Origin of the sequence: Thermopolyspora flexuosa, assembly GCF_006716785.1 — a bacterium.
Taxonomy (GTDB): Bacteria; Actinomycetota; Actinomycetes; order Streptosporangiales; family Streptosporangiaceae; genus Thermopolyspora; species Thermopolyspora flexuosa.
Genome location: NZ_VFPQ01000001.1, coordinates 3713222 through 3732194 on the forward strand (window position 1 = coordinate 3713222; position 18973 = coordinate 3732194).

Sequence of the window (18973 nt, forward strand, 5' to 3'; positions counted from 1 at the left end):
AACGATCGGTGTCGGCATGGACCGCGGTGCCGGGGAGGATCCCCGGCACCGCCGCCCATGGGTGTTCGGTTGTCCGGTGACGTCCGGTCGGCCGCGGACGCGGGAGCCGGCGCGTCAGGTGCGCGGCTTCTCCCGCATCTCGAAGGTCTCGATCGTGTCACCGATCTTGATGTCGTTGTAGCCGAGGCCGATACCGCACTCGAAGCCCTCGCGGACCTCGGTCGCGTCGTCCTTGAACCGGCGCAGCGACTGCACCGTGAGGTTGTCGGCGACCACGACGCCGTCGCGGATGAGGCGGGCCTTGGCGTTCCGGGTGATGACCCCGGTGCGGACCACACAACCCGCGACGTTGCCGACGCGCGGCACCTTGAAGACCTCGCGGATCTCGGCGGCGCCGAGCTGGACCTCCTCGAACTCCGGCTTGAGCATGCCGCGGAGGGCGTTCTCCACGTCCTCGATCGCCTGGTAGATGATCGAGTAGTACCGGATGTCCACGCCCTCGCGCTCGGCGAGCTCGCGCGCCCGCACCTCGGGCCGCACGTTGAAGCCGATGATCACCGCGTTCTCGTCGGCGATCGCGAGGTTGACGTCGTACTCGGTGATCGCGCCGACCGCGCGGTGCAGCACGCGGAGGCTGACCTCCTCGCCGACGTCGATCTTGAGCAGCGCGTCCTCGAGGGCCTCGACCGAACCGGAGACGTCGCCCTTGATGATGAGCTTGAGCTCGCGGGGCTGGCCCTTCTCCATGTCCTTGAAGAGCTCTTCGAGGGTACGGCGGCGGCTCGACTTGGCCATGGCCGCGCTGCGCTGCCGCGCCGCCCGCTGCTGGGCGATCTGGCGGGCCACCCGGTCGTCCGGCACCACGATGAAGTTGTCGCCGGCGCTCGGCACCGAGGTGAGACCGAGGACCTGCACCGGGCAGGACGGCTCGGCCTCCTGCACCTGCTGGCCCTTGTCGTTGAGCAGGGCACGGACGCGGCCGTACGCCTCGCCGCAGACGATCGAGTCGCCGACGCGGAGCGTGCCGCGCTGCACCAGGACGGTCGCGACCGGGCCGCGGCCCTTGTCCAGGTGCGCCTCGATCGCCAGGCCCTGGGCGGCCTGGTTCGGGTTCGCCCGCAGGTCGAGCTCGGCGTCCGCGGTGAGCAGGATCGCCTCGAGCAGGTCGTCGATGCCGATGTTCTCCTTCGCCGAGATGTCGACGAAGAGCGTGGAGCCACCGTACTCCTCGGCCACCAGCCCGTACTCGGTGAGCTGGGCGCGCACCTTGTGCGGGTCGGCGTCCGGCTTGTCGATCTTGTTCACCGCGACCACGATCGGCACCTCGGCCGCCTGGGCGTGGTTGAGGGCCTCCACGGTCTGCGGCTTCACACCGTCGTCGGCGGCGACCACGAGCACCGCGATGTCGGTGGCCTGGGCACCACGGGCACGCATGGCGGTGAACGCCTCGTGACCCGGGGTGTCGATGAAGGTGATCTTCCGGGTCTCGCCCTCGTGCTCGGTGGTCACCTGGTAGGCGCCGATGTGCTGGGTGATGCCACCGGCCTCGCGGGCGGCGACGTTCGTGTTCCGGATGGTGTCGAGCAGCTTGGTCTTACCGTGGTCGACGTGACCCATCACGGTCACCACCGGCGGCCGCGGCACCAGGTCGGCCTCGTCGCCCTCGTCCTCGCCGAACTCGATGTCGAAGGACTCGAGCAGCTCCCGGTCCTCCTCCTCGGGGCTGACCACCTGGACGTCGTAGTTGAGCTCCGCACCCAGCAGCTGCAGGGTCTCGTCGCTCACCGACTGCGTGGCGGTCACCATCTCGCCGAGGTGCAGCATGATCTGCACGAGCGAGGCCGGGTTCGCGCCGATCTTCTCGGCGAAGTCGGCCAGCGAGGCACCGCGCGGCAGCCGCAGGACCTGGCCGGTGCCCCGGGGTACCTGCACGCCGCCGATGGTCGGCGCCTGCATGTTGTCGAACTCCTGCCGGCGCTGCCGCTTCGACTTGCGGCCCTTGCTCGGCTTGCCGCCGGGACGGCCGAACGCGCCCGCGGCACCGCCACGGCCGCGACCGCCACCCGGACGGCCGCCGAAGCCGCCGCCACCGGGACGGCCGCCGCCACCGGCGCGCGGCGCTCCGAAGCCGCCACCGGCGCGACCGGCACCACCGCCGGGACGACCGGCGCCGCCACCGGGACGACCGGCGGCACCGGGACGGGGACCGCCGGGCGGCGTGGGCCGCGACGGCGGCATCATCGACGGGCTCGGCCGCGGACCGGCCGGACGCGGACCGGCGACACCCGGACCCGGACGCGGAACCGGGCCCGGACGGGCGGCCGGCGGACGCGGGATGGGCGCCTGGCCGCCGTCGCGGCGCTGGGCGTCACGCCCCCCGGCGTCCCGCGGCGGACGCGGGCGCGGGGGCTGGCCCATGCCGCTGGCCTGCGAGGTGAAGGGGTTGTTGCCCGGACGCGGACCGCGCGGGCCGGGCTTGGGCACCGGCGGACGCGGCACCGGCGGCGGAGCAGGCCGCGGCGTCGGCGCGGTCGGCGTGGCACCGCCGGGGCCCGCCGCGGGCGGGCGCGGAACCGGCGGACGCGGCACCGGCCGCGGGCCGGGAGTCGGCCGCGGCTGCTGCGTGGCGGCCCCGCCCTGCTGACCGGCCGCGGGTGCGCCGGGCTGCGGCCGCGCGGCCGCCGGACGCGGCTGTTCCTGCTGCGTTTGGGGCATGGCAACGGAGGGACGCGGCGGCGTGGGCCGCGGCCCCGGCTTGGGACCCGGACGGGGGGCCGGCGGCGGGGTCGGCACCGGGGCGCCGTTGCCCGCCTTGCCCGCGCCCGCACCGGGCCGGGGAGACGCCGCCGTCTGCGGCGCCTTCGGGGACGGCTTCTCGCCGCCCTTGGTTTCGGACGGCCGCTTGCCGCCCGCGAAAGCCTCTTGAAGCTTACGGACCACCGGCGCCTCGATCGTCGAAGACGCCGAACGCACGAACTCGCCCATCTCCTGGAGCTTGGCCATCACGACCTTGCTCTCTACTCCGAACTCCTTGGCGAGCTCGTAGACCCGGACCTTCGCCACTGCACTCCCTACTCGGTCCGGGAGGCTTGCAGCGCCGCGCCGGACCGTCTCTACCTACACGTACTCATCGCCGCGTACTCATCAGGCGCTCATCACAATCTGACCCGCCCATCAACTCGGCGTCCTACGTCACTCTTGGTAACCATTCACCCGGTCCTAATCGGCGTCAAGCCCCTCAAGATGAGCCCTGACGGGCGTCGCGTCGAGCGGACCCGTGACGCGAAACGCGCGTGGGAACGCCCGACGGCGCTCGGCGAGCTCCAGACAGCGCAGGGTGGGATGCAGCGAGGCACCCCGCCCCGGCAGCCGACCCAGTGGATCGGGGACAACCCTGCCCTCGACAACCACCAGGCGGAGCAGCTCGGACTTAACCGTGCGAATCCGGCAACCCACACAAGTTCTCAGCGGGGCTGCCTGACCACCATATTCCAGCTTACCGTGTCGACGCATCTGCGGGGCCGACGGCATCCTCCGGTTGACCCTGATCCGCCGCGGTCTCGGCGTCGGACCTGATGTCGATGCGCCATCCGGTGAGCCGCGCGGCGAGGCGGGCGTTCTGCCCCTCCTTGCCGATCGCGAGCGACAGCTGGTAGTCGGGCACCGTGACCCGGGCGACCCGGCCGCCTGCGTCGACGACCTCAACGTGGGAAACACGCGCAGGTGACAGCGCATTCCCCACGAACTCCGCCGGGTCGTCCGACCAGTCTATGATGTCGATCTTCTCGCCGTTCAGCTCGCCCATCACGTTGCGCACCCGTGAGCCCATCGGGCCGATGCAGGCGCCCTTGGCGTTCACCCCGGGCTTGCGCGAGCGTACGGCGATCTTCGTACGGTGGCCGGCCTCCCGGGCGATCGCGGCGATCTCCACGACGCCCTCGGCGATCTCCGGGACCTCGAGCGCGAACAGTTTCTTGACCAAATTGGGATGCGTTCGCGACAGGGTCACCGAGGGACCCTTGGGGCCCTTCTTCACCTGCACGACGTAGCAGCGGATGCGGTCGCCGTGGTTGTACTCCTCGCCCGGCACCTGCTCGTTGTGCGGCAGGATCGCCTCGATCTTGCCGAGGTCGACCAGGACCGTGCGCGGGTCCTTGCCCTGCTGGATCACGCCGGACACCAGCTCGCCCTCGCGGCTGGCGAACTCGCCGAAGTTGATCTCGTCCTCGGCGTCGCGAAGCTGCTGGAGGATCACCTGCTTCGCCGTGGTCGCCGCGATCCGGCTGAAGTTGCTCGGCGTGTCATCGTACTCCCGGACGACCTGGCCCTCCTCGTCGAGCTCGGCGGCCCAGATCGTCACGTGGCCGGTCTCCCGGTCGAGCTCGGCCCGTGCCTTGGGCGCCGCGCCCTCGGTGCGGAAGTAGGCGATCAGCAGGGCGTCCTCGATCGCCTTGACGACCAGGTCGAAGGAGATGTCCTTTTCGCGCTCCAGGGCGCGCAGGACGCTCATGTCAATGTCCACAAGGCTCCCCCTTAGCCCTCGTCGCCATCGTCTACGCCATCGTCTTCGGCAACGTCGTCGGGACGGCGGAACTCCACCTGCACCCGCGCGCGGGTGACCTCCTGGTACTCGACCCGCCGCGTGGTGCCCGCGACGTTCAGCTCGGCGCCGGTGTCGTCCGCGGCCAGCACGCGCCCCTCGAACGAGGCGCCGGTCACCGTGTCCACCTTGACCAGCCGGCCGCGTGCCCGTCGCCAGTGCCGAGGCAGGGTGAGCGGCCGGTCGACCCCCGGCGAGGTGACCTCGAGAACGTACGGGCCGGAGCCCAGCGCGTCGTCATGGGCGTCGAGCGTCTTGGACACCAACCGGCTCACCTCGGCGATGTGCTCCAGGTCGACACCGCCGTCCTTGTCCACGACCACCCGGAGCAGACGCCGCCGCCCGGCGGGCGTGATCGTGACATCCTCCAGGTCGAGCCCTTCGGCAGCGACCACCGGCTCGATGAGCCTCCTCAGGCGGTCGCGCCGAGCCTCGCTGCCCATCCGACCTCCCATGCGCGCGCGGCCGTCGGCGGACGGCCATCAGGGCGGACCTCGCCCCGATGGCCCCCAGCCTATCGACACCAGGGGGGCGAACGAGCGTGGGTCGGACGACCGGGTCGTGATGCGCCGTACGATGCTGTCTTGCACATGACCACGCCCACCCGCGCCACGCCCGCCGCAGGGCCACCGCCCAGGTACGGCGGGGCGCCGTGGGCCGGACCGACCGACCGCACCAGGAGACCATTCCGTGCACGAGCGTGGCCTGACCCGGCGGGTGCTGTTGCGCGGGGCGGCCGCGGGATCCGCCGCCGCCGCGGCGCTCGCGAGCGCGGGATGCTCCTCCGAGCGGCGGCCGCCCGCCGCCAGGCCCGCTCAGCCCGATCCGGACGTCGCGCTGCTCGGCGAGCTCATCGCCGGCAAGGAGCGGTTCATCGCGCTCTACCGGCAGGCCGCGGCGGCGGATCCGGAGCTCGCGGAGACGCTGCGCCCGTTCGAGCGGCGCCACCGGGCCCACCTGGAGGAGCTGCGGCGCCGGCTGCCGCCGGGCGTGTCGCCGACGCCGGCCGGGCGGGGCGGCGCGGGGTCCGCGGACGCGTCCGCGGCGAGCCCGCGCGCGCAGTCCTCGGTCGCCACCGCCGACCCCGGCGACGGCTCCGCCGAGCCGTCCCCCTCGCCCTCGGCACCGAAGGTCACGGTGGCCCGGCTGCGGGCCGCCGAGCGTGCCGCGGCGGCCGCCCGGCCCCGCCAGCTCGCCACCGTCTCGCCCTCCCTGGCCCAGCTCGTGGCGTGCATCGGGGCGTGCGAGGCCGCGCACGTGGTCGCCCTGGCGGCCACGAGGTCGAAGTAGCCGGGAGACGAGCGAAGCCGGACGGATGATGGACGCCCTGGAAGGACTGCGCAAGGCGCTCGAGGCCGAGCACGCCGCGGTGTACGCCTACGGCGTGGTCGGCGCGCGCACCGCCGGGACGCACCGCCGGGAGGCGACCGCGGCCTTCGACGCGCACCGGGCGCGCCGTGACCGGCTGCGCGAGCTCATCGTCGCCCGCGGCGGCACCCCGGCCGAGCCGGCCGCGGGCTACGACCTGCCGTTCCCGGTGCGCACCGCCGAGGACTGCGTGCGCCTCGCCGCGCTCGTCGAGGAACGGGTCACCGCCGCGTACCTGGAGCTCGTCGCGGTCGGCGACGCCACGCTCCGCGACCTCGCCGCCACGGCGATGCAGGAGAGCACCACGCGCGCCTACCGCTGGCGCCCGCAGATCCCCGACTTCCCCGGCTGGAAGTAGGCCCGGCCGACGCGCGGCCGCGCGCAACGATCACCCCTCACGCGGCACCGCCCTGCGTCACGGCGGGTCGTGGCGGGCGGCGCCGGCACGACGCCGGGCGCCCACGATGTCGCGGGCGCCCGGGCGCAGGTCAGTATCGGATCAGGCGCGGCAGGCCGCGACGACCCGGTCGACCGCCTCGTCGAGCGGGACCTCCTGCCGCTCGCCGGAGGCCCGGTCGCGCAGCTCGACCACGCCGGAGGCGAGGCCGCGGCCGACGATGAGGATGGTCGGCATGCCGAGCAGCTCGGCGTCCTTGAACTTCACGCCGGGCGAGACGCCCGGGCGGTCGTCGACGAGCACCCGCAGGCCCTTCGCCTCGAGCTCCTCGGCGAGCCGGACCGCGACCTCGACCTGGTTGTCCTTGCCGGTGCCGACGATGTGCACGTCCGCCGGGGCGACCTCGCGCGGCCAGACCAGGCCGAGCTCGTCGTGCCCCTGCTCGGCGAGCACCGCGACCAGGCGGGAGACGCCGATGCCGTACGAGCCCATGGTGATGCGGATCGGCTTGCCGTCCGGGCCGAGCGCGTCGAGCCCGGCGGCGTCGGAGTACTTGCGGCCGAGCTGGAAGATGTGGCCGATCTCGATGCCGCGGTCGAGCGAGAGCGCGCCGCCGCAGCGCGGGCACGGGTCGCCGGAGCGCACCTCGGCCGCCTCGATCGTGCCGTCGGCGACGAAGTCGCGCCCGGCCACCACGTTCGCGGCGTGCCTGCCCGGCTCGTTCGCGCCGGTGACCCAGGACGACCCCGGCACCACCCGCGGGTCGACCAGGTAGCGGATGCCCAGGTCCTTGAGGATCTGCGGGCCGATGTAGCCGCGCACCAGGCCCGGGTGCCGGGCGAAGTCCTCGGCCTCGAAGATCTCCGGTACGGCCGGCGAGAGCGCGGCCTCAAGGCGCTTGAAGTCGACCTCGCGGTCGCCCGGCACGCCGATGACGAGGGTCTCGACCTCGTCCGAGCCCGGCGTGCGCACCTTCACCACGACGTTCTTCAGCGTGTCGGCCGCGGTGATGCCGAGGCCGTACCGCTCGTTGACGAACGTGACCAGGCTCTCGATCGTCGGCGTGTCCGGCGTGTCGAGCACCTGCAGCGGCGGGTGCTCGGTGGTGACCTCCGGCGGCGCCGGGGTGACGACCGCCTCGGCGTTCGCCGCGTAGCCGCACTCGCGGCAGGAGACGAAGGTGTCCTCGCCGTTCTCGGCGGGCGCGAGGAACTCCTCGGAGGCCGAGCCGCCCATCGCGCCGGACATCGCCGAGCAGATGCGGTACTCGAGGCCGAGCCGGTCGAAGATCCGGATGTACGCCTCGCGGTGCAGCTCGTAGGAGCGCTTGAGGCCGTCGTCGTCGAGGTCGAAGGAGTAGGAGTCCTTCATGACGAACTCGCGGCCGCGCAGGATGCCCGCCCGCGGACGCGCCTCGTCCCGGTACTTCGTCTGGATCTGGTAAAGGATGACCGGATAGTCCTTGTACGACGAGTACTCCCGCTGGACGAGGTCGGTGAACAGCTCCTCGTGCGTCGGGCCGAGCAGGTAGTCGGCGCCCTTGCGGTCCTTGAGCCGGAACAGCGTGTCGCCGTACTCGGTCCAGCGCCCGGTGGCCTCGTAGTACTCGCGCGGCAGCAGCGCCGGGAAGAGCACCTCCTGGGCGCCGATGCGGTTCATCTCCTCGCGGACGACCTGCGAGATGTTGTCCAGCACGAGCTTGCCGAGGGGCAGCCAGGAGTAGATGCCGGGGGCCACGCGGCGGATGTACCCCGCGCGGACCAGCAGCTTGTGGCTCGGCACCTCCGCGTCCGCCGGATCCTCGCGCAGGGTGCGCAGGAACAGGGTGGACATACGCAGCAGCACGGCTACTCCTCGGTGGGTCGTGACGGACTGTCTCAAGGCTATCGACTCCGCGGCCACGTCCGCGCCGCGAATTTCGCGCCAGGCATCGGCATCCCGCCGGAGGCGGGCGTTCCGTTGCACGGCAGCCTAACCGGCCCGGTCATCGGCGCGGTCGCGACACGATCACCGGTCGGTCATCGGCCCCCTGCGCCGATGCGCGCCCTCCGGTACGGCGGGCTCACCCGGCCACGCCGAGCGCGAGCAGACAGCCTCCGGCGATCACCGCGGCCACGGCGAGCGCGCACAGCCGGGACCGGAGCCTGCGCCGCAGCGCGAGGACGAGGCCGAGCAGCAGCAGCGTCACGGCGAGCGCGGGCCAGGGCAGGAAGCCCGGGACGGCGCCGGGCAGGCCGGGCAGCGCCCGGCCGCCGACGTCGGCGAGGAGCACCCCGGCGATCGCCCCGGCCGCGACGTCGGCGCCGAGCCCCGCGCCGCGTGCCGCGTACCCGGCCAGGCCGAAGCCGACGAGCACGAGCAGCAGGATGTTGAGGCTGTCCGGATCGCCGCCGAGCGCGTCCCGGGCGTGCCCGGCGAGCCCGATGCCGGCGAGGGCCGGGATCAGCGGGGCGAGCGCCGCGAGCGTGGCGGACAGCGCCGCCCAGCCGAGGCCCGCCGCGGTGCGGCCGACGAGCACCGCGAGCGCGAAGTAGGCGTAGGGGTCGTAGGCCAGCTCCACCTGCCGGATCCCGCTCACGTGGATGAGCGTGCCGATCGTGCCGGCCACCGCCCCGGCCGTGACCGAGAGCACCAGATGCCGGATGATGCCGCGGCAGCGCCGCTCGATCGCCTCGTAGTGGGTGTATGGGCTGTTGTCATCCGACAACACGGACATGGCTCCCCCTGGAGTTCGGGCGGCCACCACCGGCGCGACCCGGTCGCCGGAGGTGGTCACGGATGGACCGCGGGGGATTCGGTATCGGGGACCTGGGAGTCGCGGGGACGACGCGCCGCGGGCGGGTCAGCCGCCGAGCAGCTCCTCCCAGTGGCGGCGCGCCACCGCCTGGCGCGGGGTGTCGGTGTAGGTGGTGTTGAGTGCCGCGGCGAGGCGCCACAGCCCGGCGCGGGCGGCCGGCCGTTCCCGGCCCAGCGGGTCGATGGCGCGCAGGGTGAACGGCACACCGAGCACGGTGACCGCCGCGCTGGACCGGTCGGTACGGCCCGCGGGCCCCACCGGCCCGGGGATCCGGGCGGCGAGCATCGCGGCCACGTCCGAGGCGTACGGGCCTTCGCGCCACTCGATGTTCCAGTCCTGTTCGGTCCCCTGCCACCAGGTGAGATCCCGGCTGGTCTGCATGAACTCGGCCTCGGTCGCGAGCGCCGCCATGACCCGGCCGAACGCCTCGAAGCGCCGCGCCTCCGGCGCGCCCCCGGACCGGTACGCACCCGCGTCCGGTTCGGGGCCGGCGCCCGCGGGCATCGGCGGGGACGTCGCGGACGGATCCTTCACCGAGCGTCGCCGCGCCTTCGCGCCCGAGTCCCGCCGCTTCTTCGCCCCAGCACCCACGGTCCCCTACTGTGGTTGGCCCTGCCGCCCGCGTGCAACCCCTCCACGCTGAGCATTTGCCACATTTACCTGGCGAATGGGCGCTTCGCCACGCCACGGACGTCCGCCGGGCCTTCCCGAAGACCGGGCTTACGCACGTATTACACCGGGTAAACCGTCATAAGCCTGGTTTGGGAGGCTTCGACTTTTCCGCGGAGTTCTCCCGCGCCTGTCTCGTGGGAAGGACCCGATGCCGCGTCCACCCGCCGCGGAGACCACCCGGCCGCGTCCACCGGCCGCCGCGGCCGCGTGCCGGTACGGCGCCGCGGCCGGACCGGACCGGCGGCCGGACGCGGTGCGGCGATCGTCCGTCCCGGCGGCGTTTGCCCCTCCCCCGGCCCGTCCTCGCCCGGCCGTTCCGCATGTCGGGCGCGCCTTTCCGGCCCTCGGTGTGCGACCGTTAGCCCAGGAAGGAGGCGGGACCCGGCCCGCCGGATCCGCAACGGGGCCGCCGTCGGCCCGGCGCCGTGGCGGACGGCGGCGGCACGGGTGCGCCTCCGCAGGCGCGGTATGGCGGACCGCGGGAGGTGGTGGCGGTGACTCCGCGATCGCAGGCGGCCGGGCGCGGGCACGCCCGCGTCCTCGCCGTGACGCCCCGGCGGGCGCCGGGACCGGTCCCGCCCGGGCGGCGGACCGGCCCGGCCGGGTACGCCCCACCGGACGCGGGTCCGGAGCGGCACAGGTGCGGCGACGCGTCGGTCGCGTGGCCGACGCCCGATGGACGCCCGACAGACTCGGAAAGGGAGACCGCGGCATGACTCTTCGCGTGGCGATCGTGGGCTCGGGGCCGGCGGGCATCTACACCGCGGACGCGCTCACCAAGCAGGCCGGCCCGGACGTCGAGGTCGACGTGCTGGAACGCCTCCCCACCCCGTACGGCCTCGTCCGGTACGGCGTGGCCCCCGACCACACCTCCATCAAGTCGATCGCCCGCTACCTGCGCCAGGTGCTGGAGCGGCCTGCGGTGCGCTTCCTCGGCGGGGTGGAGCTCGGCGCCGACGTCTCCGCGGCCGAGCTGCGCGAGCACTACGACGCGGTCGTCTACTGCACCGGGGCGACGGTCGACCGCCGCCTCGGCATCCCCGGCGAGGACCTGCCCGGCAGCGCGGCCGCCACGGACTTCGTCAACTGGTACTGCGGCCATCCCGACGTGCCCGCCGGCGCCTTCACCCTCGACGCCGAGGAGGTGGCGGTGATCGGGGTGGGCAACGTCGCGGTGGACGTGGCCCGCATCCTCGCCAGGTCCGCCGACGAGCTGCGCCGTACCGACGTCCCCGAGCCGGTGCTCGAGCGGCTGGCGGCGAGCCGGGTGCGCACCATCCACGTGATCGGCAGGCGCGGGCCGGAGCACGCCAAGTTCACCACGAAGGAGCTGCGCGAGCTCGGCGAGCTCGGCAACGCCGACGTGCTCACCCACCAGGGCGAGGTGAAGGTCGACGACGTGACCTCGCTGTCCCGCCAGGCCCGCGGGAACGTCGAGGTGCTGCAGGCGTGGGCCTCCCGGGTGCCGGAGGGCCGGCCGCGGCGGCTGGAGCTGCGGTTCTGGCTGCGCCCGGTGGAGATCCTCGGCGACGGGCGCGTCGAGGCCGTCCGCCTGGAGCGCACCCACCTCGCCGACGGCCGCCTCGTCGGCACCGGCGAGTTCGAGACGATCCCGGTGCAGCTGGTGCTGCGCTCGGTGGGCTACCGGAGCGTGCCGCTGCCCGGCGTGCCGTTCGACGCGGCGACCAACACCGTGCCGAACGAGGCGGGCCGGGTCGTCCGCAAGGGCCCGGAGGACCGGTACGGCACGGCCGACGACGGCGCGGCGGCCGAGTACGTCGCGGGCTGGCTCAAGCGCGGCCCGACCGGCGTGATCGGCACGAACAAGTCGGACGCCGCCGAGACCGTGCGCACCCTGCTCGCCGACCTGGCCGGCCGCCCCACCGGGGACCGCCCGCGCCTCGACGACCTGCTCGCCCGGCGCGGCATCAGGCCGATCACCTACGACGAGTGGCTGGCGATCGAGGCCGCCGAGGCGGCGCTCGCCGCCCGCCTCGGCCGTGGCGAGCGGGTGAAGCTCCCCGACCGCGCGGCGCTGCTCGAAGCCTGCGGGCGCGCGGAGGATCACGGCTAGCCCGGCGCACCCGCCCTGCCCGGCGCGGCCGTGCCGCCTGCCGCGGCGCGCGCGGTGGTCAGCCGCCGACGAGCTCGCGCCACTGCCGCACGAGCCGGGCCTCCACCGGCGCCGACCAGCCGGTGCGCACCGCGCCGCCGACGTGGAAGGAGCCGATGCCCTGCGCGCGCAGCAGCGGCACGTGGTGGCGTTCCAGGCCGCCGCCCGCCATGATCAGCCCGGCGTCCCCGGCGTGGGCGCGGGCGCGCAGCACCGGCAGCCCGTCCTCCACGCCGGTGGCGGCGCCCGCCGTGAGGATCGTGGCGAGGTTGGGCAGCAGCCGTACCGCGCGCCATGCGGCCTGCACGTCGACGGCGTGGTCCACCGCCCGGTGGAAGGTCCACGGCAGCGGCGCGATCGCGCCGACGAGCGCCTCGGTCGCCGCCAGGTCCACCGTGCCCTCGGCGGTGAGGAACCCGAACACGAACCCGGCCGCGCCCGCGTCGGCGAGCTCCCGGGCGCGTCTCTTGAGCTCCTCCAGCTCCGCCGGGGTGACCGTGTAACCGGCGCCGGGCCGGGAGCCGCACCCCAGCCGGACCATCTGCGGCAGCGAGCACTCCCGCGCGATCGCCGCCACCGTGGCCGCCTCCGGGGTGCCGTCGCCGGAGGGATGCGCGACCACCTCCACGCGATCGGCGCCGCCCTCCTCGGCGGCCACGGCGTCACGCACGTCGAGCGTGACCACTTCGAGCAGCGAAGGCGTCATGTTGGGAGGCTATCGGAGGAGCCGTCCGGGATCGTACGGCTACCGCCTGCTCCCGCAGGTGAAGCGGCGCAACCTGATGATTTGCCCGGCTTGTCCTACCGGGTGAGCACGAGACCGCCCTCCGGTACCCCGGCGGACGCGGGCGCGCGGCCGTCCACCTCGCCGGGCAGCAGCCCGGTCGCGGACACCTCCGCGGCCAGGTCGGCGGTGAGGTCGACCAGGCGCGGCCCGCCGTACCCGGCGAAGCCGCCCGCCGGGCGCTGGAAGAGCGCGCCGGACGCGCGGTGCGGCAGGTCGACGGTGCGCACGTGACGGAAGCCGAGGGACCGGTAGTAGCCCTGCAGCCCGGTGTTCGCCTTGGCGCAGTCGAGCCGCAGCCAGCGCAGGCCGTCGGCGAGCGTGCGCCGGCCCGCCCAGTCGAGCAGGGCGCGGCCGATGCCGAGCCCGGAGCACGCCCGCGCGGTGCACAGCTTGTGCACGTAGTAGGCGTCCTCGGGCCGGTCCTCGGGCGTCCAGAACTCGGGGTCGGCGAAGGTGTCGAGGGCGATCGTGGCGAGCGGCCCCCGGGCGTGCCCGTCCTCGCAGACGCCGTCCGGCTCACCCTCGACGACGTAGAGCGTGCCCGCGGCGATCAGCGGCTCGATGCGGTGGGCGGGGAAGCCGCCGACCGGCCACTGGCGCACGCCGCGCCCGTTGAGCCACTCGGCCGCCTCGGCGAACAGGGCGAGCACGCCCGGCAGATCGGCGGATCCGGCGCGACGGAGAGTGAGCGTGAGCGGCTCGCGGACGGCGTGAAGGACGGTGTTCGTGTGCATGATGCATCCTTTCGGTGCTGGTGGTACTGCGGTGAGTACGCAGAGTGACCAATGGACGGCGTGAGGTCGTAAGGAAGGGATTCAGAGAAGGGGGGCCGCCGGAGACGACAAGCCGCTAGGGATCACGGCCCGTGGCGGATCAGGCCACGGCGGCGGCGGGCGGAACCACCCCCCATGCGCGAGGGCAGGCCCGTGCGACGGGCAGGGGCCGCCTCGCACCGCCGTCCGCACGGACGGCGACCGGCCCCGCCCACAGGGCGGGCGCGTCGAGCATCAGAGCCGGCCGTACCGGAGCGGCGACGCGACCCGCTCCGGGACCGGCCGGGTTCCACCCGTCGGACACGACAACGGCCGCCCCATCCGAGGATGAGCCGGCCGGCGCTGCGTCAATGACGTTCCAGCTCGTATCTGATCAGATGTTTGTCGGCGGGCAGCACCGACACCGCGACCCGCACCGGCATATCTTCGGGGTCGTAACCAACCCGGACGTGAACGACAACAGGAGTACCAGGTTCGAGCTTTAGGCGCGACACTTCCTCAGAAGTCGGCATACGTGCCGAAATGTCGTCGACCATGCGAACCTGCGGGTGTCCGAGTTCCTCCAGCACGCGGTTCGCGCCCCGGGTGATGTCGGCCGGACGGGCGATCTCCGAATTCTGGACGAGCGAGAGGGGGAAGTAGGAGTCGTTGGTGTTGAACGGCTGGTCGTCGACGTAACGGAGCCGGCGACGGACCACGGCGAGCTCGCCGTCGGGCAGCGCGAGCCGGGTGGCGATGTCCTCGGGCGGCTCCACGATCGCCACCTCGATGTCCTGGCTCGGCTTCCGTCCCACCTCGGCGACCGCGCGCGCGAACGCCTCCTGCCGCCCGCCCTCGGGCTGCGGCTCGAGTTCCTTCTGCGGGTACAGGAGCAGGGGCCGCCGCTCGCGGACCACGCTGCCACGGCGCGGGGTGCGGCTGATCAGGCCCTCGTTGACGAGCTCACCGAGCGCCAGCCGTACCGTGTTGCGGCTGACGTTCGACTTGCGCATGAGATCGGCCTCGGTTGGCAGCGGGTCCCCCGGACGGAGTTCCCCCGAGTAGATGGCGCGCCGCAGCTCCGACGCCACCTGTTGATACAGCGTTGACCGTGCCACTCCGACCCTCTGCATGCCCTTTTGTTCCAACAAATTTAGACGATCTCGTTGCAACTTGGAACAACCCCTTGACCTCGGAGAGCCCGGGGGCGCATCATCCAATCGTTGGTACAAATCCATCGAAAGGTCGGCCAGCGGGTGAGCGCCGGCCGGACGGCCTGACCGACCGTGGGCGCTCGGTAGCGGTCGCGCGACGGGCCGTCACCCCAAGGGCTCCCCGCGCGTCGGCGGTTCAGGACCCCATCCCTCGCCGGGGTCCTGGGCGCCACGCGCCGGGGCGGAGCGTGTCCTGGCGGGTCCCCCACGCCCGCCAGGACACGCTCCACTTTTTTTCGGGCCGGCCCCGGGTCACGCCGATGCGCACCCGTCTCTCCGATCACGAGACGTTGATCACATCCGTTCTTCATCTCCGGTCACCTTCCGTCAAGGCCCAAATTCGGCCGATCCGTGGATATTGACCCTGTGTCGATACCGACCGGTCGGTTTGTACCGAAGACCCGGATCGGGCATGCTGGCCGTCATGAGCCTGTTCTCGGTCGAAGGAAAGACGGTCGTCGTCACGGGCGGATCCCGCGGCATCGGCAGGATGATCGCCCAGGGGTTCGTCACGGCCGGCGCCCGCGTCTACATCGCCTCCCGCAAGACCGCCGAGCTGGAGAAGACCGCGGCCGAACTCGGCTGCACCGCGATCACCGCGGACCTGTCCACCCGCGAGGGCATCGAGACGCTGGTGTCGGCGGTCTCGGCGCAGGAGGACCGCCTGGACGTGCTGGTGAACAACGCGGGCGCGGTCTGGGGCGCGCCGCTCGAGGACTACCCCGAGTCCGGGTTCGACAAGGTCTACGCGCTCAACGTCAAGGCCGTGTTCTACCTGACCGTCCGGTTCCTCCCGCTGCTGCGCGCGGCGGCGAGCCCGGACGACCCGGCCCGTGTGATCAACATCGGCTCGGTGGACGGCATCCGGGTGCCGGAGATGGAGAACTACGCCTACTCCGCGGCGAAGGCGGCGGTGCACCAGCTCACCCGCCACCTGGCGGGCCGGCTCGCCCCCGAGCGCATCACCGTGAACGCGATCGCGCCCGGCCCGTTCGAGTCGAAGATGATGGCCTTCGCCCTGAACGACCCGAAGATGCGCGCCGAGATCGAGGCGGCGATCCCGCTCGGCCGGATCGGCCGGCCCGAGGACGTGGCCGGGGCCGCCATCTACCTCTCCTCCCGGGCGGGCGCCTACCTCACCGGGGCCGTGATCCCGGTGGACGGCGGCATCACCGCCAAGGCCTGACCCGCCGCTCGGGCCAGGGCGGGGCCCGCGCCCGCGTACCCCCGAGACGCGGGCGCGGGCCCGTCCGGCCTACGGCGCCAGCCCGGCGAGCACCTCGGCGGCGGCCTGGCCGCAGACCCGCGCCGAGCCGTGGGTGGCGATGTGCACCGCCCCCCGGTCGGTACGGCCGGGCAGCCCCATCTCGACCACGATCGCGTCGGGCCGGGCCGCGAGCAGCCGGTCGATCGCCTCCGCCAGCCAGCGGTGCCGGTCGGCGTACCGGGCGACGATCACCAGCGGGCGCCCGGCCGCCTCGGCCAGCGCGGCGTCGAGCTCGGCCGCGCCGGGCACCTGGCCGTCGCGCTCGGCGAACCGCGCCACCGTGGTGCCGGGCAGCAGCCTGCCGAGCGGCTCGCCCACCCCCCACGGGGTGTGCCGGTCGCTGGCGAGCGAGAGCTGCGGCGTCATCTCGATCACGTGCGGCGGCGCGGCGAGCGGCAGGGCGGCCGGGTCGCGCCGGGTGATCCGGATCGCGCGCCGGGCCACGTGCAGGCCGATCGGCACGCCCTCCGGCAGCTCCACGGCCGGCTTCCCCGCATCCGCGGCGGGCCGCGCGGTCGCGGGCCAGGCGGCGAGCCGCCGCATGCGCTCGGCGGCCTCGGCGAGCCGCTGCTCGGGCAGCACCCCCTCGGCGACCGCCCCGGCGATCGTCTGCCGGATCTCCTCGACGATCCGCTCGTCGTCGTGCTCGCCGCCGACGCAGATCCCGTCCGCGCCCGCGGCGATCGCCCGCATCGCCGCGCCGGGGATGCCGTACCGGTCGGCGACGGCCGCCATCTCGATGCCGTCGGTGATCACCGGCCCGTCGAAGCGCAGCTCGTGCCGGAGCAGGTCGCCGAGGATCTTCGGGCTGAGCGTGGCCGGGTACGCCTCGTCGTACGCGGTCACCACGAGGTGGCCGGTCATGATCGCGGCCACCCCCTCCTCGATCGCGGCGCGGAACGGCAGCAGCTCCACCTCGGCGAGCTCCTCGCGGCTGCCGCTCACCAGCGGCACGCCGAGGTGGGAGTCGACGTTGGTGTCGCCGTGGCCGGGGAAGTGCTTGGCGCACGCGGCCACCCCGGCCGACTGCAGGCCGCGGATCCAGGCGGCGGTGTGCCGGGCCACCAGGCGCGCGTCCGCGCCGAACGAGCGCAGCCCGATCACCGGGTTGTCCGGGTTGGAGTTGACGTCGGCGGCCGGGGCGAAGTCGATGGTCACCCCGATCTCGGCGAGCGCCCGGCCGAGGTCGCGGGCGAGCTCCTCGGTGAGCGCGACGTCGTCGACCACGCCGAGGGCGTAGTTGCCCGGCCGGGAACTGCCGGTGGCCGCCTCCAGCCGGGTGACCTCGCCCGACTCCTCGTCGATCCCGATGATCACGTCCGGCCGCTCGGCGCGCAGCGCCGCGGTCAGCCGTGCCGTCTGCTCGGGATCGCCGATGTTGCGGGAGAACAGCACCACGCCGGCGAGGCCCTCGGCGAGCCTGCGGCGTACCCAGTCCGGCGGCTCCCGGCCCGGGAACCCGGGCAGGATGACCGCGTCGGCGAGTCGGAGCAGGGCGGGGTCACGGCTGGTGGCATCCTTGGGCATGCCGCCAATCTAATAGGAAACTTTCCTAACTGCTAGTCCCGCACCCTCAGGCGTCCGCCCTTTTGAGACGGCCGTCGACCACCGAGAAACGGGCCACCGTGCGCACCGGCGCCCCCGGCCGGTCCACGTGGTCGACGACCCGGTACTCGGCGGTGAAGCTCTCCCCGTCCGCCTCGCACCACACGTACCCCCGGTGCCCGTCGAAGAACTTGATGTGCGGGTTGAGCCGCAGCACCGCGTCGACGTCGGTCTCCGGCGGCGCGCTCGTCACCGAGCTGCCGACGAACTCCACCCCGACCGAGGGCGAGGCCGGGTCGGCGAAGTCGGTGAGCACCTCGGCCGCCCAGTGGTTGTGCACGTCCCCGCTGATCACGACGAGGTTCGGCCTCCCGGAGGCGCGCACCGCGTCGACGATGCGGGTGCGCTCGGCCGCGAAGGCGTCCCAGGCGTCGGCGCTCGTCCGGTTGCCGGCGAACAGGCGGCGGGAGAAGAACAACGGCTCGGCGACCACCCGCCACCGGGCCTGCGACTCGGCGAGCCGGGTGAGCAGCCACCGCTCCTGGTCCGCGCCGAGCATCGAGGTCTTGGTGCGGTACTGCCGGGAGTCGAGCAGCAGCAGGTCGGCGACCTTGCCGTACGGCCGCCACCGGTACATCTGCAGCGCGTCGCCGGACGGGCGCACCCGCAGCGGGAGGTGCTCCCAGTAGGCCTGGTACGCGGCGGTACGGCGGCGCAGGAACGCGGCCGGGTCCGAGCCGTCGCCGGGCAGCTTCCCGGCGTAGTCGTTCTTCACCTCGTGGTCGTCCCAGATCGTCACCCACGGCGCGGCGGCGTGCGCGGCCTGCAGGTCGGGGTCGGACTTGATGCGCGCGTACCGGTTGCGGTAGGCGGGCAGCGTCTTGCACTCGGCCTCCGGCGGCTCCAGCTTGCGCACGTACCGCCCGGGGGCGGGATTGGCGGGCTTGCCGTACTCGTAGATGTAGTCGCCGAGGTGGACGACGAGGTCCGGCCGCTGCTGGGCGATGTGCCGGTAGACGGTGTAGTACCCGTGCTCGTAGCGCTGGCAGGAGACGAACGCGAAGCGCAGCGGCGTGTCCGCGTCCCGGGCCGGCGCGGTCCGGGTACGGCCCACCGGGCTGGTGGTGTCCGCGAACGGCGCGCCGACGCGGAACCGGTAGAAGTACTCGGTGCCCGGCCGCAGCCCGTCCACCTTCACGTGCACGCTGTGCGCGTGGGCCGGGGTGGCGGTCGCGGTGCCCTCGGCGGCGATCCGGGTGAACCGCTCGTCCTCGGCCACCTGCCAGCGCACCTTGACGTTCTGGTTCGGCATGCCGCCGGGCACGGAGGCGCGGCTGAGCGGCTCGGGGGCGAGCCGGGTCCAGATGATGACGCCGTCCGGCAGCGGTTCTCCGGATGCGACGCCCAGGGTGAATGGATTCGACAACTTCGCCATGTCCCCGATCCTGCACAAATCACATC

The 18973-nt window shown here is 73.6% G+C and carries 16 protein-coding genes; 4 read left to right on the top strand and 12 right to left on the bottom strand.

Annotated features, from left to right (window positions below):
* Nucleotides 1-114 precede the first annotated feature (114 nt).
* From infB to rimP, 4 genes are all read right to left on the bottom strand, one after another.
* Nucleotides 115-3063: a translation initiation factor IF-2 gene (gene infB / locus FHX40_RS15725; RefSeq protein WP_142260328.1), complete on the bottom strand. Its 2949-nt coding sequence runs from the start codon at nt 3061-3063 to the stop codon at nt 115-117.
* 156 nt (nt 3064-3219) lie between these two features.
* Nucleotides 3220-3531, bottom strand: coding sequence for a YlxR family protein (locus FHX40_RS15730; RefSeq protein WP_306465688.1), 312 nt, complete (start codon nt 3529-3531; stop codon nt 3220-3222).
* On the bottom strand, nt 3497-4510 hold the full coding sequence (nusA, locus tag FHX40_RS15735; protein ID WP_229788418.1) for a transcription termination factor NusA: 1014 nt from the start codon (nt 4508-4510) through the stop codon (nt 3497-3499). The genes FHX40_RS15730 and nusA overlap by 35 nt, the downstream gene beginning before the upstream one ends.
* A gap of 23 nt (nt 4511-4533) precedes the next feature.
* The gene (gene rimP, locus FHX40_RS15740) at nt 4534-5043 is read right to left on the bottom strand and encodes a ribosome maturation factor RimP (protein ID WP_142260330.1); all 510 of its coding nucleotides are present in this window, start codon (nt 5041-5043) and stop codon (nt 4534-4536) included.
* A gap of 247 nt (nt 5044-5290) precedes the next feature.
* Between rimP and FHX40_RS15745 the strand changes: the two genes are divergently transcribed.
* Together FHX40_RS15745 and FHX40_RS15750 are read left to right on the top strand one after the other, a co-directional pair.
* Nucleotides 5291-5890, top strand: a complete 600-nt coding sequence (locus FHX40_RS15745) for a hypothetical protein (protein ID WP_142260331.1) — start codon at nt 5291-5293, stop codon at nt 5888-5890.
* Nucleotides 5891-5918: 28 nt separating this feature from the next.
* Nucleotides 5919-6326: a ferritin-like domain-containing protein gene (locus FHX40_RS15750; protein ID WP_142260332.1), complete on the top strand. Its 408-nt coding sequence runs from the start codon at nt 5919-5921 to the stop codon at nt 6324-6326.
* A gap of 141 nt (nt 6327-6467) precedes the next feature.
* Here FHX40_RS15750 and FHX40_RS15755 read toward each other — a convergent pair whose 3' ends face one another.
* The 3 genes from FHX40_RS15755 to FHX40_RS15765 form a co-directional block, all read right to left on the bottom strand.
* A complete protein-coding gene (locus FHX40_RS15755) occupies nt 6468-8210 on the bottom strand; it encodes a proline--tRNA ligase (RefSeq protein WP_142260333.1) in 1743 nt (580 codons plus the stop codon).
* Between the two features lie 217 nt (nt 8211-8427).
* Complete coding sequence (locus FHX40_RS15760) at nt 8428-9081, bottom strand: hypothetical protein (protein WP_142260334.1); 654 nt, start codon at nt 9079-9081, stop codon at nt 8428-8430.
* A gap of 126 nt (nt 9082-9207) precedes the next feature.
* The gene (locus FHX40_RS15765) at nt 9208-9753 is read right to left on the bottom strand and encodes a hypothetical protein (RefSeq protein WP_229788370.1); all 546 of its coding nucleotides are present in this window, start codon (nt 9751-9753) and stop codon (nt 9208-9210) included.
* A gap of 793 nt (nt 9754-10546) precedes the next feature.
* Here FHX40_RS15765 and FHX40_RS15770 point away from each other — a divergent pair.
* The gene (locus FHX40_RS15770) at nt 10547-11908 is read left to right on the top strand and encodes an FAD-dependent oxidoreductase (protein ID WP_142260335.1); all 1362 of its coding nucleotides are present in this window, start codon (nt 10547-10549) and stop codon (nt 11906-11908) included.
* Nucleotides 11909-11966: 58 nt separating this feature from the next.
* Here the strand turns inward: FHX40_RS15770 and FHX40_RS15775 are convergent, their stop codons facing one another.
* The 3 genes from FHX40_RS15775 to FHX40_RS15785 all read right to left on the bottom strand — a co-directional run bounded on the left by FHX40_RS15775 (nt 11967) and on the right by FHX40_RS15785 (nt 14577).
* The gene (locus tag FHX40_RS15775; protein WP_142260336.1) at nt 11967-12653 is read right to left on the bottom strand and encodes a copper homeostasis protein CutC; all 687 of its coding nucleotides are present in this window, start codon (nt 12651-12653) and stop codon (nt 11967-11969) included.
* A gap of 95 nt (nt 12654-12748) precedes the next feature.
* Complete coding sequence (locus tag FHX40_RS15780; RefSeq protein WP_142260337.1) at nt 12749-13468, bottom strand: GNAT family N-acetyltransferase; 720 nt, start codon at nt 13466-13468, stop codon at nt 12749-12751.
* A gap of 386 nt (nt 13469-13854) precedes the next feature.
* Nucleotides 13855-14577: a GntR family transcriptional regulator gene (locus FHX40_RS15785; protein WP_229788371.1), complete on the bottom strand. Its 723-nt coding sequence runs from the start codon at nt 14575-14577 to the stop codon at nt 13855-13857.
* Nucleotides 14578-15124: 547 nt separating this feature from the next.
* Here FHX40_RS15785 and FHX40_RS15790 point away from each other — a divergent pair.
* Nucleotides 15125-15886 carry an SDR family oxidoreductase gene (locus FHX40_RS15790; protein WP_211350289.1) on the top strand — a complete coding sequence of 254 codons (762 nt, stop codon included), beginning with the start codon at nt 15125-15127 and terminating at the stop codon, nt 15884-15886.
* 69 nt (nt 15887-15955) lie between these two features.
* Here FHX40_RS15790 and FHX40_RS15795 read toward each other — a convergent pair whose 3' ends face one another.
* Together FHX40_RS15795 and FHX40_RS15800 are read right to left on the bottom strand one after the other, a co-directional pair.
* Nucleotides 15956-17494, bottom strand: a complete 1539-nt coding sequence (locus FHX40_RS15795; RefSeq protein ID WP_142260340.1) for a glycoside hydrolase family 3 N-terminal domain-containing protein — start codon at nt 17492-17494, stop codon at nt 15956-15958.
* A 46-nt stretch (nt 17495-17540) separates the two neighbouring features.
* Entirely contained in the window at nt 17541-18947 is a 1407-nt protein-coding gene (locus tag FHX40_RS15800) for an alkaline phosphatase D family protein (RefSeq protein ID WP_142260341.1), read from the bottom strand.
* Nucleotides 18948-18973 lie beyond the last annotated feature (26 nt).

Coding starts and splice junctions, on each gene's coding strand:
- FHX40_RS15730 (WP_306465688.1), bottom strand. CDS start 3,531: ATGCCGTCGGCCCCGCAGATGCGTCGACACGGTAAGCTGGAATATGGT.
- nusA (WP_229788418.1), bottom strand. CDS start 4,510: ATGAGCGTCCTGCGCGCCCTGGAGCGCGAAAAGGACATCTCCTTCGAC.
- rimP (WP_142260330.1), bottom strand. CDS start 5,043: ATGGGCAGCGAGGCTCGGCGCGACCGCCTGAGGAGGCTCATCGAGCCG.
- FHX40_RS15750 (WP_142260332.1), top strand. CDS start 5,919: ATGGACGCCCTGGAAGGACTGCGCAAGGCGCTCGAGGCCGAGCACGCC.
- FHX40_RS15760 (WP_142260334.1), bottom strand. CDS start 9,081: ATGTCCGTGTTGTCGGATGACAACAGCCCATACACCCACTACGAGGCG.
- FHX40_RS15770 (WP_142260335.1), top strand. CDS start 10,547: ATGACTCTTCGCGTGGCGATCGTGGGCTCGGGGCCGGCGGGCATCTAC.
- FHX40_RS15775 (WP_142260336.1), bottom strand. CDS start 12,653: ATGACGCCTTCGCTGCTCGAAGTGGTCACGCTCGACGTGCGTGACGCC.
- FHX40_RS15780 (WP_142260337.1), bottom strand. CDS start 13,468: ATGCACACGAACACCGTCCTTCACGCCGTCCGCGAGCCGCTCACGCTC.
- FHX40_RS15790 (WP_211350289.1), top strand. CDS start 15,125: ATGAGCCTGTTCTCGGTCGAAGGAAAGACGGTCGTCGTCACGGGCGGA.
- FHX40_RS15795 (WP_142260340.1), bottom strand. CDS start 17,494: ATGCCCAAGGATGCCACCAGCCGTGACCCCGCCCTGCTCCGACTCGCC.
- FHX40_RS15800 (WP_142260341.1), bottom strand. CDS start 18,947: ATGGCGAAGTTGTCGAATCCATTCACCCTGGGCGTCGCATCCGGAGAA.